Annotated in this window: 11 protein-coding genes; 7 read left to right on the forward strand and 4 right to left on the reverse strand. The window is 40.6% G+C overall.

Annotated elements, in window-relative coordinates:
* Positions 1–742 precede the first annotated feature (742 nt).
* Positions 743–2,578 carry a tetratricopeptide repeat protein gene (locus FNW02_RS10760; protein WP_191757539.1) on the reverse strand — a complete coding sequence of 612 codons (1,836 nt, stop codon included), beginning with the start codon at positions 2,576–2,578 and terminating at the stop codon, positions 743–745.
* 276 nt (positions 2,579–2,854) lie between these two features.
* On the opposite strand from FNW02_RS10760, the gene FNW02_RS10765 reads away from it, so the two are divergent.
* On the forward strand, positions 2,855–3,007 hold the full coding sequence (locus tag FNW02_RS10765; protein WP_225225583.1) for a hypothetical protein: 153 nt from the start codon (positions 2,855–2,857) through the stop codon (positions 3,005–3,007).
* 105 nt (positions 3,008–3,112) lie between these two features.
* Here FNW02_RS10765 and FNW02_RS10770 read toward each other — a convergent pair whose 3' ends face one another.
* The gene (locus FNW02_RS10770) at positions 3,113–6,295 is read right to left on the reverse strand and encodes a plasmid replication protein, CyRepA1 family (protein ID WP_191757627.1); all 3,183 of its coding nucleotides are present in this window, start codon (positions 6,293–6,295) and stop codon (positions 3,113–3,115) included.
* A 603-nt stretch (positions 6,296–6,898) separates the two neighbouring features.
* Between FNW02_RS10770 and FNW02_RS10775 the strand changes: the two genes are divergently transcribed.
* The 3 genes from FNW02_RS10775 (at position 6,899) to FNW02_RS10785 (ending at position 8,191) form a co-directional block, all read left to right on the forward strand.
* Positions 6,899–7,411, forward strand: coding sequence for a hypothetical protein (locus FNW02_RS10775; RefSeq protein WP_191757540.1), 513 nt, complete (start codon positions 6,899–6,901; stop codon positions 7,409–7,411).
* Between the two features lie 115 nt (positions 7,412–7,526).
* On the forward strand, positions 7,527–7,820 hold the full coding sequence (locus FNW02_RS10780) for a DUF2281 domain-containing protein (protein WP_191757541.1): 294 nt from the start codon (positions 7,527–7,529) through the stop codon (positions 7,818–7,820).
* Positions 7,817–8,191, forward strand: a complete 375-nt coding sequence (locus FNW02_RS10785; RefSeq protein WP_191757542.1) for a type II toxin-antitoxin system PemK/MazF family toxin — start codon at positions 7,817–7,819, stop codon at positions 8,189–8,191. The genes FNW02_RS10780 and FNW02_RS10785 overlap by 4 nt, the downstream gene beginning before the upstream one ends.
* A gap of 79 nt (positions 8,192–8,270) precedes the next feature.
* Here the strand turns inward: FNW02_RS10785 and FNW02_RS10790 are convergent, their stop codons facing one another.
* Positions 8,271–9,095: a DUF3825 domain-containing protein gene (locus FNW02_RS10790; RefSeq protein ID WP_191757543.1), complete on the reverse strand. Its 825-nt coding sequence runs from the start codon at positions 9,093–9,095 to the stop codon at positions 8,271–8,273.
* 420 nt (positions 9,096–9,515) lie between these two features.
* On the opposite strand from FNW02_RS10790, the gene FNW02_RS10795 reads away from it, so the two are divergent.
* Together FNW02_RS10795 and FNW02_RS10800 are read left to right on the forward strand one after the other, a co-directional pair.
* Positions 9,516–9,773 (forward strand): hypothetical protein, encoded by a 258-nt coding sequence (locus tag FNW02_RS10795; RefSeq protein WP_191757544.1) that lies wholly within the window; start codon positions 9,516–9,518, stop codon positions 9,771–9,773.
* Positions 9,763–10,188: a type II toxin-antitoxin system VapC family toxin gene (locus tag FNW02_RS10800; protein ID WP_191757545.1), complete on the forward strand. Its 426-nt coding sequence runs from the start codon at positions 9,763–9,765 to the stop codon at positions 10,186–10,188. Before FNW02_RS10795 ends, FNW02_RS10800 begins: the two co-directional genes overlap by 11 nt.
* A 56-nt stretch (positions 10,189–10,244) precedes the next feature.
* On the opposite strand, the gene bchB is transcribed toward FNW02_RS10800, so the two are convergent.
* On the reverse strand, positions 10,245–11,771 hold the full coding sequence (gene bchB, locus FNW02_RS10805; protein WP_191757546.1) for a ferredoxin:protochlorophyllide reductase (ATP-dependent) subunit B: 1,527 nt from the start codon (positions 11,769–11,771) through the stop codon (positions 10,245–10,247).
* Positions 11,772–12,262: 491 nt separating this feature from the next.
* On the opposite strand from bchB, the gene FNW02_RS10810 reads away from it, so the two are divergent.
* The gene (locus FNW02_RS10810; protein WP_191757547.1) at positions 12,263–13,000 is read left to right on the forward strand and encodes a COG4280 domain-containing protein; all 738 of its coding nucleotides are present in this window, start codon (positions 12,263–12,265) and stop codon (positions 12,998–13,000) included.
* Positions 13,001–13,067: the final 67 nt, after the last annotated feature.

Genomic DNA, 13,067 nt, shown 5'->3' on the forward strand with positions numbered 1-13,067 from the left:
AACTAAATAAAACTGTACTAAATAAAATCAATATTAATATTACACATCTAATTAAAATTGTTATCCAATCTTTCATACTTCTAAATTAATAGAATTAGATAGATGACACAATCAAATCAGATTACACCTGAGATAGGCAATAGTAATAGATAGGTATAATTAAACGTAAAATCCTAGCTCGTAGTGAGCGATTCATCGCTCAAAATAAGGATTATCAGAACTAAAGTCCTTACCCTTTGGGTTCGTTAGTCGCTCATGGGGAGCCACCCCCTTGCGGAGGTTCCCGACGCTCAATGACTCGCTAACGCTGCGCTATCCGTTGTGGGGAGTGGCGTGGAAACCCCCTTGGCGCTAGCCTCTCCCTTTGGGAGAAGACCGCGCTAACTCACTACAAACTTTAATTTATTTACGCCTAGCTACTTAACTAATACACTTATTTCTATAGTTTGATAGCGATTCCTCCCTTGGAAGGACTAATTACAAGTAAGCGGATTGCTATGATTATGCCATGACAATCAGCACTGGATGGGTGTTATGCCGCTGTGACCTATTGTCGTGTATCAAAGGAGAGCGATGTCAGATACGCGAACAGTGCCTATATTTGCCATGAAAAGTGTGGAGTTTTTATCGCTTCCTCCACTTTGTTACCACCAAGGGAAGGCTAAACCCTTCATCAGAGCGGTCTGAGGTGGTAGGCTTCTGGTATAGGTTTCTTGTAGAGTAGACAAGATCCCCGACTTTATTAATAAAGTCGGGGATCTTGGTTAAGCTGTTTGATTAGCTCCATAATTTGTTGATAATACTGTGTATTTCCTTCTTGAAAATAGAGGTCGGCAGATTTTTGGAAATCGGCAATTGCTTGTTGATAATCTCCTAAATTTTGGTGGATATCTGCTCGAACGATGTAGGCTGAAGTCCAATGAGGTTGATACTGCAAAGCTTGATTTAAGTCCGTAAGTGCTCCTTCCAAATCTCCCAATAGAGAACGGCTACGACCTCTGTTGAACCAATCTTCAGTAAAGCTAGAGTTAAGCGCAATTGCCTGATTGTAATCTTCTATTGCTCCTTGATAGTCTTGCAGGGCATAACGAGCATTGGCGCGATCGCTGTAAAATGCAGCAGATTGAGGATTTATTTGCAAAGCTTTAGTGTAGTCTGCGATTGCACTTTCATAATCTTCTAGAGCATAACAGGTAGAACCCCGATTATAATAAGCCTCAACCAGATCGGGATTGAGTTTTAATGCTTGGTCGTAATCTGCAATCGCTCCTTGTTCATCTCCCTGAAGGCGGCGAGCATTACCCCGATTACAGTATGCTTGGGAGAAGTCAGGTACAATCTTTATTGCTTGAGTGTTATCTTCAATTGCTCCTGGGAAATCTTGCAAAGCTTCGCGGGCAATACCTCGACCATAGTAAGCTGAGGCTAAGTTTTGATTAATCCGCAATGCCTGATCATAATCTTTAATTGCTCCTTTATAATCTCCTAAAGAACGACGAGCAGCGGCGCGATCGCAGTATCCTTCAGCTAGATGGGGATTGAGTTGTAATAGTCGATTACTATCTTCAATTGCGCCTTGATAGTCTCCGAGTTGGCGACGAGCATTAGCGCGAAAGCCGTAAACTAAAGCTAGAGTCGGATTTTCTTGCAATGCCTGATTGTAATCTGCGATCGCTCCTTGATAATCCTCAAGTATGCTAAGCACAAGACCCCTTTCGTAGTATGCTTGGATATCATCAGGATTCAGCTTCAGAGCTTGGTTAAAGTCTGTAATTGCGCTGTGATAGTCTTTGAGGTGAGAAAGAACAAGACCTCTGTTATAGTATGCTCCTGCAAAGTTGGGGTTCATTTCTAGTGCATAGTTGTAATCAGCGATCGCACTTTGATAATCTGCTAGAGCATAGTGAGCATTACCTCGATTATGGTAAGCCTCTGCTAAATTGGGATCTAGCTGTAATGCCTGATTGTGATCAGCGATAGCTTCTTGATAGTTTCCTAAAATATAGTAAATATTACCTCGATTGCTATAAGCTGCGGCAAAATGAGGATACCACTGCAAAGCTTGTTGAAAGTCTGCAATTGCTTCTTGATAGTCGCCACGATCAAAACAAGCTACACCCCGATTATGCAATGCTTTGGCAATATCAAAGTTGATATAAGTAGCTAACTGAGTACTATTTTCTATTGCTTGGTGATAATCTGCGATGGCTTTGTCATAGTCTTCCAAGGCAAAGTAGGCATTGCCCCGACTGTGGTAAGATTCAGCCAAGTTGGGATTAATTTGTAATGCTTGGTCATGATCAGCGATCGCTCCTTCATAATCAGCTAAAAAGTAACGAGCATTAGCCCGGTGACAGTAAGCTATAGCAATAGGATTGATTTTTATTGCTCGATCAAAATCTGCGATCGCACCACGATAATTTTTGAGTTGACCACTGAGAATAATACCTCGGTTATGGTAGGCTTCTGCATAGTCAGGATTTAACTTGAGTGCTTGAGTGTAAGCTGCGATCGCTCCTTGATAATCTCCTTGCAAATCGTTGTTTAACCCTTGGTTGAAAAAATCTTCAGCATTCATGTAATTTTTTGAGTTTTGACACTCCCTTACCTTAAAGTAACGGGATTATCAGCGATACATAACGAAAGTTATTCTAGCTACTATTATGGCTGTTGCTAGGATTTTAATGCTTTTGTGTAAATATCAGCTATCAAAAAAGCGTTTTTTGGCGTCAACCTAACTTCCAACTCATTAAAACAGAGAGTGACGAGGAGGATATAATAAGGTGCGATCATATTGCAGGTCGATGCAATCGTATTGCAAGTCGATGCAATAGCATTGTAGGTTGATGCAATCGTGTTGCAAGCCGATGCATTAACATTGCAGGTCGATGCATTAGCATTGCAAGCCGATGCATTAACATTGCAGGTCGATGCATTAGCATTGCAAGCCGATGCATTAACATTGCAAGCCGATGCATTAACATTGCAGGAGTTTGCGTTTAGATAGCACGGCAATACAAATACTAGAGCGCAAGACGGTACTAATTGGCAACTGGTGCGTAGACACAAAGAGAAGTCTGTTGCTTGCTTGCTGTAGGATGCAGAAACTTTCTCATATCTTTGATAACGGGAAGCTAGGCATAGATGATGTATGGTCTAACTTTTCAGAGTTCGTTTGTACAATTTCAAGATTCCAGTTTGATGAATAATCAGTCACCTTATAGCCACCACTTTTAACATGAGCTAACATCAATTCATCTCGTTGATGCCAAACTGCAAATATTTTTTCTCTGCCGTCATTGAGTGTTTCTGAGTCGATTTGATAAACTTCATTTACCCGCCTCAACTTCAAACCCAACAAATTTAACAGTCGGCTGAGTATTTTTATTGCCGAAACTTGCTTTTTCTCACTATCTAAGTTAAGACCAAGCGCTCTTTTGATATGTTTACTATGTTGAAAAGCCACATTTTTTAGCAATATCAAATCAGCATCATTCTCAGCAAACTCTCGTTCTGCTTCGAGAAACTGTAGCATTCCTAAAGCTCTCATTGCTTCAACTTTGAGCGTGTAAGTTTTTAAATCTGGTAAAAAAACTTTCCCTTCTCCCCAAGACAACTGCTGATGCCATTCTTGCTGATCTCTGACATGAAAATACTCACTTTCATGAGTTAAATAATAGTGAATTAACAGTTGACAATAATATCCTTGCTCATCCTGCAACTTCAGCATAGGAGTAACTTCTATCCCATACCTTTGCCTGAGAAGATATTTATTGATTTGGTTACGTTCTACATCAGCAAGAGAATGTTTAGCTAATAGCTGTTCATACTCTACATAATCAATATCTCTGGCATTAGCGACAGCAGCCGCCGCTGCTAATTGATTTTGCTGCTTAATTTCTTTAATTTTCCGTTTAATTTCTTTAGCTTTCTGGCGGCTTTGTACCCAATCTTTTTGAACTTTGACAATTTCTAAAATTAATCTTCTCCGGGTGGCTAAATCATTGGAATCAGTTGCCATAAAGGCCAGGCGTAAATCTCGAATAATATTATTGTGAACAGCGTTACTTCGCATCTGAATTTGATGTCCATCAGCAATTAAACCATCTTGCATCGATTGACGATAGAGGCGAATAGAAGCATTCACTCTTGCAGACAATTTTGCCCAAGTTCGCAAATGAATAGGGTCATAAACTAAAGGCAAATCCACATCTATTTTGTGTAACGGACTCAGCAAAGCTAAGTTTTCCTTTTGATTTTCCTGATACCAATCAGATAGCGATCGATAATTTGTGCTACCACTACCAATTAAGCCAATACCTCGCTTAGCACACCAGACAATACGCGGCACATCATCCCGTACTCTTGCTAACGCTTGTCGTGCTTCTGAGTCTGGAATTACCCCTTGAAAAACGCCGTAAACCCGGTCAAAATGTTGGACATCAATACTAATTCCAGTACCGAGGCTAGGAGTCACAAAAACGCCATCATATTCAGAGATTTTTTGATTAATAGCTGCTATAAAATCAACCGCTGCGTGGCCAGGTGTGTTTGTCGTGTGGCTACTAACTACCAAAGTTTTAGGAAATTGCTGTCGTAATTTTTGTAAGCGCTCTTTTAGATAACGTTCAATTGTTTCACAACTATAACGCCCAGAGCGGCTATCGGTAGTAACATAACATTTACGTCCTGCAAGTAAATCTAATTCCAGTTGGTGAATTAGCGGCGTTGGGTTAGGAGAATCGTAAAAAGTAACGTCCCAACCTTGTTGAGGCTTCCACTGATTTACAACCACCCAAGGCATTACTTTAATTCCTGCTAATCCTTGCAAATATTCTAATGAAACATCTGATAAATCAGCATCTTGAGCAATTACTAATCCTCCAGTTGTCAGAACTGTGGCAATTAGTTGCTGGAATAATTTTAAAATTTTGACACGCTTGTGTTTACAAGTATTACTGTTGAGTAAATGCCATAAAGATTGTTCTACTTCGTCTAAAATTACTATCGCCCCGTGCCAGTTTTCAGGGTTAAGTTTCCAAATGGAATCAACGCATAATCCTAAAGAATGGGGAATGGGGCATGGGGAACTCGGGGCCCCCTCTGGGGATAAGGGGCAATGGGGAATGGGGCATTGGTTATTCTCTCTCATTTCCTCATTTTTTATTCCCCATTGAATCCCAATTTTTTCACACAAAAACCGTCCCAGTATAATTCTGTGAGTAATTAATAAAACAGGTTGATTTCTACTTTTGGCTTGTTTAACAACGCTTTGAAGTGCTGTAGTTTTACCCGTTCCTTTTGCTGACTTTACTCCTACTAATCCAGAGTTGGGGAAAGATATTTCACCTATATAGGGACGGTTGAAGGTGAGTGCAGCCGGAATTGTTAACTCAGTATGAGGTTTAGTTTGAGCAAGGTAAATTTCTAAATCAACGCTTTGACGATAAATTTTATCGAAAGCAGTTGCACCTTTAGCAACAATAAATTCATCAACCCCTTTTTCTATCCCTGGAAGTTCGACAACTTTAACCGAGCAATTTTTTTGTTGAAACAAACAACCAAGTTGTGAAATAGCATTATTTATAGCAGCAGTTTTCTTGGGTTGAGTTTCATAATCAAAGCAAATATAAAAGCTGCGTTTTGTAACAGCAAACGTCGCTAAGTCAGGAATCAGCTGACGACGGGTGACTTTGCCGAATTCATCTTTGACAACCCGATAACTGCTGGTAATTCCAGGAATGCCAATAGCTGCATAGCCTTGTGTCAACAGCGCAGCTGCTTTCTTTACACCCTCGCAGATAATTAGGGGGATATTCTGTTGCATTACCCATTGCCAGAAGCCTTCAGCTTCGCCATCAGCGGTAATGCTAATATTGTCAGGCATGACTAGGTTGTAACGCTGGGCGATTTGTTGCCATACTTGCAGCGATACGCGCAAACAAAACACTCGTGTTGATGTACTGGGGGGATGCTCGTATTTAACGAACTTACCATTGTTATTCTGCCGGGGTTTGTTTGGCTTGAAGCATCCCCACTCCATTATTTGCCAATCATTTAGAGGATCTAGTCCAGAACACCACCAACCGCCTTCAGTAATATGAGCATAACGCTGCAACCAGCTACTTTTCACCATTCCCGTATTAGTGCGGGGGAGTAGCTCAGAAATCAACAGGTACTCATAAGCAGTTACACCCTGGAAAGACCTAAAATTGAGCTGCACCAGGTGTAAATCTATGCCACTACTCTTGACCAATTCTTCAAGGTGTTGTGGGTGTAAATGTTGCAGATGCATAGGGCAAGGCGCGGGAGGAGGACGATGAGATTCAAACACTAACATGCATCTGCTAGTTATTCATAAGAGAGATTGCGAGGTCTTAATGATGCTTTTTTTACTTCGTTGTCGGAGATACATCGGTTAAGACTTCAGTGGGTTATTCTGCCTATTAGATTCCTGAAGTAATAATTTTGTATTGTAATATTTGTTTAGTGATATTTTTTATTTATCAGTATATTTATCCGTTAAGGAATGCGATCGCCAGAGGGGTTGCAGCAGACATCCCTATAAGGTAATATCTTCATCTACTTCAGCAAAAACTGTACACTGAGCATCCATCTGTTACTACGCCTCGTGTTTGGGATGTGACATCTCTGAATGAATCAAGACAAAAACGCTCACTTGACAGAATCTTAAAGGTATGATGTTAAAACTTTGAGATAGCCTTGGCTGTTAATTTTTCTTTCGCAAACAAGGCTAATACAGATACCTTGAGGTAACACTTTTACTCAAGTAGCACGGTAACTTCAAAAACTAATTGGAGGTAAAATAAACAACAACCTTCCAAACAAGTTCAATCTGCTTGATAAACCCTTTGCTTTTGTTCCGAATGTAGGAAATATGGCTTTGTACTTTTTGAGTATACCGTGTGCTTGTTTCATCACTGGCTATTTTTTATTAAAAAAAACTAATAATGAAATCTCACATTTAGTAGCTGTATTTGCAGCTATCAGCCTAATTTTGGGTTTAATGTTAGCTCCTTGGCAGATTTTACTTCTACTATTAATTCTTATTCTTACCAGTACAAGCTACGAATACTACACAAGCAAGGTGGTCAATAGAGAAGTACAATATCCTCAACAACCAGTTCCCAAATCTGAACCAGATTATAACTTAATCTACCGTGGGGCTTCTTATCGTGCTGACCTTGATACCAAATCAAATGGAGTAACTGTACCATTAGTAACCCATAAATTGAGCTTTAGGGGATGTACTTATTTTGTTCACGCTGATCCTAATGTCCAATCGGCTGAAATAATTACACCACCAGTAGCCTATAAATTGAGCTTTAGGGGAAGCGCCTATTCTATAAACAGAACTGCACATAGAGAAATTAAAGAGCGAAGAATGTAACAAAAATAGCTGAAATTATCTGTAAAGTCATACCTAATTCAAAGATGACAAAAAACCTATTTTGAAAGATAGGGGCTATGAGTTACACTGTTCAATAAAAATCGTGGCTGTAAGCATGGATTCTCTCAAAGACAGGATTTTAGAGAAATTAGAACACCTCCCCAAAAATGCACAGCAGGAAGTTCTAGATTTTGTTGAGTTTTTAGAGTGGAGAAAGGAGAATCGTCAAGAATCTCAGTTATCTGTAGTTAGTGAAGAATTAAATGAAGAATCTGATATAGGATGGCTAGAAAGCGACTTATCAAATTTGGGTAGCTATGAACCTTATGATTGGCAACCAGGAGAACTGGATAAGGGTTTGCCTGTTAAGCATATTCCTGGAATGGGAGTAGTCATTGTTGAGGAATGACTACTCGTTCTTTACAGTTTGGGGATGTTGTAACAGCACGTTTTCCTCAACAAAACCCTCAAGGTCGTGAGCAAGAAGGTTATAGACCTGCAATTGTTGTAGGGTTCCCAAACCGCTTGGGGATACTTCGCTTTTCGTTAATAGTTGTAATTCCCATGACTACTGATAGAGGGCAAATCTGGGCAATCGCTTCACCAGATTTATATCCACGTTTTGCAGCAAGCGTTGCTGGATTAAGTTCGCCATCTATTGCTTTATTAGATCAGGTCAGGGTTTTAGATGTTAACCGTATTGTTGATTATCGGGGGAGTTTGACACCTGACGATTATGAACCTATTTCGATTGGACTTCAGCGTATGATTAGTCCTTGATTTTAGAATAGGGTGATAGCTTCTTTACTTTTGCTTCAGACTCTATAAGTATTTTTAACCCAACACTGTGAGACTTCCATTACTCGACCTCATCGCTTGATACTACTTTTGTAGCCCAGCTACTAACTACCCAAGGTTTAAGCTGATCAGCTCTTGCTACAACTGGTCGTATATTGCTGTAGTAGTTAGTCTGACTTTCAGGGTTTAATGCAGTACGAACAAATATAGGTAGGTTATCTTGACCAATTTCAATAGGTACTACTAAATCAGGAGTAGCTGTAATATTTTCTTGATTTTGAAGGTAAATAGGAACGTAATATTGTACTTTTCCAAAGTACCAGCACGGTTGTTGAAGCCCTCTATAAATTGACCATTGGATAGCACCAGTTAAAGCACAAATTTGAGCTACATTTCCTATACCTTGAAGAAAAGGTACTCTCTCAGAACGCTCTCCTAATATATGCTCGTCCTTGACAACTATCTCATTACCAATAGGAATTTCTGGTGATTTAGGAACCTCTGGAGCTGCTGGAAATTCAGATACACCATCAATATCGTGTCCTAAACCTGCAAAGGTCAATGCCCACGGTTGATTTGACGAACGAGTGTTTTGTTCAAACTTCAGATAGATTGGTACGCTATACCTATTTCTCAGTAAGCCCGCAGTCACAATAAAGCCACCTGTAACTTCTATAAATCTACCTTGTTCTATGCTCCAATACAGAGTTATTGCTATGTATTTTTTTAAAACATTCAGGTCCCTTCCCCAGTCCTCATCTAGGGCTTGCCTGTTTAGGTTATCGATGGCAGTTGGAGTAATAAATGCAAAGTTATAAAGCTGTTCTAAGACATGGCTTGTTCTGACTGAACCGTATTGTTCTAACAAATCTTCTTTTGAAGGCATAAAATTACTTAAGCAACTAGTATTATTAAATACTTCCTGATAATAGACATAACTAAAGGAATTGGCAAGAATGCCCCTAAATTTTTTAATCGCTAACTCGTAAACTACACGTCTACAGCTTCCTTGGCAGCGTACAACACCTCAGCGTTGATCTCTTTGAAACTGCGATCGCAAACAAAAGTCAGCCATGAGTTTGATTTTTTCTGCTTTCAACTGTCTGTCTTGTATCATTTTCAATACTTCCCCAGGTTTCAGGTAGAGGGTTAACCCAGGAAATAGGCACAGTAACTACATCTAGAGTTTCACCGTCTTTAAAGGCTTTCTTCCACTTGCTATTTGGACATATAATGAGATTATGAACATCTTAGTTAAATACTCACTCTATAATGTTCTTTTTATTATTTATAACTGGTGAATAAAATGGCTAAAACATTAACAATACAGTTGTCAGATGAGTTGGAAAGTAGATTAACTGCTCAGGCTGAAAAACTTAATCTATCTTTAGAAGATTTAATTCTACAATCATTATCTCAATCAGCTAAACAGGAAAATATCTCTGAATTCGATCCAATTCTACCTTTAGTAGGTACATTGAAATTTGATAATTATGATGTAGGAGAAAACCACGATCAATATCTCCGGCAAACTTTGCAGCAGGAGTTAAAAATTGGCGAATAAAGTCTTTGTAGATACATCGGGGTGGGCTAACTTATTTGTTGCAACTGAGTTCTACCACGAACAAGCAAAGCAGTGGTTTCAGCATAGGCGTCAGCAAGGTCAAGCAATGGTAACAACTAATTATGTTGTTATTGAATTAGTGGCTTTGCTAAATAGCCCTTTACGCGTACCTCGTCCGCAGTTATTTAAATACGTAGAAGCTGTCAAAACTGCTCCTTATGTCAACTTTATTTATATTGAACCAACAATAGATTTAGCAGCTTGGGAGCTACTCAAAACTAGAGAAGATAAAGCTTGGTCTTTGGTGGATAGCACTTCTTTTATAGTCATGCAACAGCTTGGTATTCAAGAGGCATTAACTACAGATCATCACTTTGAACAAGCTGGCTTTATTCGTCTGCTAAAGTCAGAATAAGTAATAATAAAAGGCATTTATTTAAGATATGCCCTTTATTATTAAAAATCTCTAACCTACGCGCCGACAGCTTCCTTCGCAGCGTATAATACCTCAGCGTTGATTTCTTTGAAGCCGCGATCGCGGGCAAATTTCTCAGTATTTCGCTTCACTTTCCCGCGAACAAATCCAGGAATTTTGTTCAATTCTGCTTGACCATCTTTTGTCCAGTTGAGGTCAGAATCAGCAGAAATTCCTCTAGTAATAACTTCTTTGGTGTCGTGACCCCCGAAGATTTCTAACAGGTGATCTTCCATTCCCAAAGTGAAGGAATTGTAGATCAAATCTGTAATCTGATTCGTGCCTTCATAACCCATAAATGGTTTGTAACCAATGGGGAAGTTTTGGACATGGATTGGTGCAGCAATTACGCCGCAAGGAATATCCAAGCGTTTACCGACATGGCGTTCCATTTGAGTCCCGAAAATGGCAGAAGGTTCAACACGAGCGATCGCATCCCCAATTGCACCATGATCTTCGGAGATTAGCACTTCATCGCAATACTCGCTCACCTGTTCGCGGAACCAGTCTGCATCATATTTACAGTAGGTTCCAGCCCAAACAACGTGAATCCCCATTTCTCGCGCCAGAATCTTGGTAATGGCGGCAGCGTGGGTGTTGTCACCAAAGACCACAGCTTTTTTGCCTGTTAAGTTTTGACAGTCAATAGAACGGGAGAACCAAGCAGCTTGAGATACATGCAAGGTTTGCTCGTTGATGAAGTCTTCATAGTCAACTTCTGCGCCTTGAGCGTTGATTACCTGCTGAATTTTGCGAATACAACGGGCAGTTTCCACTACACCCATTGGAGTAATGTCTATATAAGGTGTGCCGAATTGTTCTTCTAGGTAGCGAGCCGTGGTCAAACCGAGTTCACGGTAAGGTACTAGGTTAAACCAGGCTTTGGGCATTTTCTTCAAGTCGTTCACCGAAGCACCTTCGGGAATTAAGGTATTGACCTCAATTCCTAAATCAGCCATCAACCGTTTGAGTTCGGTGCAGTCGTGATTATTGTGGAAACCGAGCGTAGTAGTACCGATGATGTTAACTGAGGGCTTTGCTGTTTTGCCTTCAGGCAATTCGCCCCGCTTCCGGGCTTTTTCAATGTAGTATTGGACGATTTGATCCAAAGTGCGATCGGCTGCTTGTAGTTCGTTGTAGCGGTAGTGGTTCACATCCGCCAGCATGACATCTCCTTTGGCTTCCAGCTGCGCCCGCTCGACAAAGTTGTGCAGGTCTTCTTGCAAAATGCTGGAGGTGCAAGTGGGAGTTAACACAATCAGATCTGGGTGTTCCTCGGAATCCTTGCGGGTGATGTTATCTACCACCTTCTCTTGAGAACCGCGTGCTAAAACGTTGCGGTCAACGACACTAGTTGTCACCGGAGTAAAATCTCTCTCCCGCGATAGCATGGAGCGCATGACGTTAAAGTAGTCATCGCCAATGGGAGCGTGCATGATCGCGTGAACATTTTTAAAAGAACTAGCGATTCTCAGAGTGCCGATGTGGGCTGGGCCTGCATACATCCAGTAAGCCAATTTCATGTTTGTGTCTCTACCCAATAAAATGTGGACTATAAGTGCTTGATTATTAAGTCGTTTCTGATTGTCTCAAAACTTGTAGCCTTGATGAAGTGAAGACTTGTAAGGGTTTCACCTGTAGCATGTGGCTTAGCCAGCCGTAGATATCCCTCAAACCTGGTTAATGATTGAGATGTAGCTTCCAACTTTAACAACATTCATGTTGTTTAAATTAAATAAATTTTAATATTTCCGCAAATTTGTTTTTAATTTGGAGCGTTGTGTTAACCATCAACAGCAAATTATAGAAGTGCCGTTGGCTATGCCGACTTGTAGCAACTAGCGTTCAAGAGTCCAAAAAACCTGGATTTTTGAACCTAGTTGCTTTAAGCGGGGAAACTCTAATCGAGCAGTGGCTCCTTTTAACTCTTGACTCTTAACCTCCATAACAGAAAATATATATGCCAGTTGCGTAAGTCCTGACTATAAAACCACAACTGTGGGGTATTTATTTTATGAATTGGGAAATCTTTCTTGCCAGTTTTGCAGGATCTCTGATTGAGTTGGTTGAGATTCTGGGCATAGTCATCGTTGTCGGTAGGCTAGCAGGTTGGCGTAACGCCCTAGTTGGTTCAGGTAGTGGCATTGCTTTAACAATAATTGTCTCACTCATCTTAGGAAAAAGTTTGACGCTTATTCCTGTAGACATTTTGAGGATTGTTGCAGGCAGTTTACTGCTGTTGTTTGGGCAGAAGTGGACACGCTCAATTATTAAATACTACGGTGGCATTCCCAAGCGTGGAGGTGACAAAGAAGATAGGCTAGAAGCAGAACTAGCAAAAGAAGACAACCAATCTGGCTGGAATTGGTTTGCTGTAGTTACCACATTTAAGGGTGCGCTGTTGGATAGTGTAGAGGTGGCGATCGCAGTAGTCACGTTAGGTGCTGCTGGAGGACAATGGATAGACGCCATTAGTGGGGCTGTAGTTGCAGCAGTTGGGTTAGCCGTGTTTGCATTCTTATTCCGAACCCCACTCAATCAAATACCTGTCAAGCCGATGAAATTTGTTGCAGCAATGCTGCTGATGGGATTTGGCATTTATTGGTTAGGTGAGGGACTAAATGTAGAGTGGCCAGGTGGTAACTGGGCGATTATCTGGCTACCGTTAGCTTGGGGTTGTTTTATGGCTACTGCTGCGGCACTTTTGCGCTGGCGAGTTGGGTTACAGAAGCCAGAAGAGATTGTGAGTTAAGTTACATCAATACATCACAAATTGACCAAATAATTACTAATTCGTAATGACGCTCCTGCGGACGCTC

Origin of the sequence: Komarekiella delphini-convector SJRDD-AB1, assembly GCF_014831675.1 — a bacterium.
In the GTDB taxonomy this organism is placed as follows: domain Bacteria; phylum Cyanobacteriota; class Cyanobacteriia; order Cyanobacteriales; family Nostocaceae; genus Komarekiella.

Bases quoted from the DNA above. Each gene is read 5' to 3' on its own strand.
- FNW02_RS10785 (WP_191757542.1), top strand. From the start codon at position 7,817: ATGACTACTCGTTCTTTACAGTTTGGGGATGTTGTAACAGCACGTTTT.
- FNW02_RS10780 (WP_191757541.1), top strand. From the start codon at position 7,527: ATGGATTCTCTCAAAGACAGGATTTTAGAGAAATTAGAACACCTCCCC.
- FNW02_RS10810 (WP_191757547.1), top strand. From the start codon at position 12,263: ATGAATTGGGAAATCTTTCTTGCCAGTTTTGCAGGATCTCTGATTGAG.
- bchB (WP_191757546.1), bottom strand. From the start codon at position 11,771: ATGAAATTGGCTTACTGGATGTATGCAGGCCCAGCCCACATCGGCACT.
- FNW02_RS10795 (WP_191757544.1), top strand. From the start codon at position 9,516: ATGGCTAAAACATTAACAATACAGTTGTCAGATGAGTTGGAAAGTAGA.
- FNW02_RS10770 (WP_191757627.1), bottom strand. From the start codon at position 6,295: ATGCATCTGCAACATTTACACCCACAACACCTTGAAGAATTGGTCAAG.
- FNW02_RS10775 (WP_191757540.1), top strand. From the start codon at position 6,899: ATGGCTTTGTACTTTTTGAGTATACCGTGTGCTTGTTTCATCACTGGC.
- FNW02_RS10760 (WP_191757539.1), bottom strand. From the start codon at position 2,578: ATGAATGCTGAAGATTTTTTCAACCAAGGGTTAAACAACGATTTGCAA.
- FNW02_RS10790 (WP_191757543.1), bottom strand. From the start codon at position 9,095: ATGCCTTCAAAAGAAGATTTGTTAGAACAATACGGTTCAGTCAGAACA.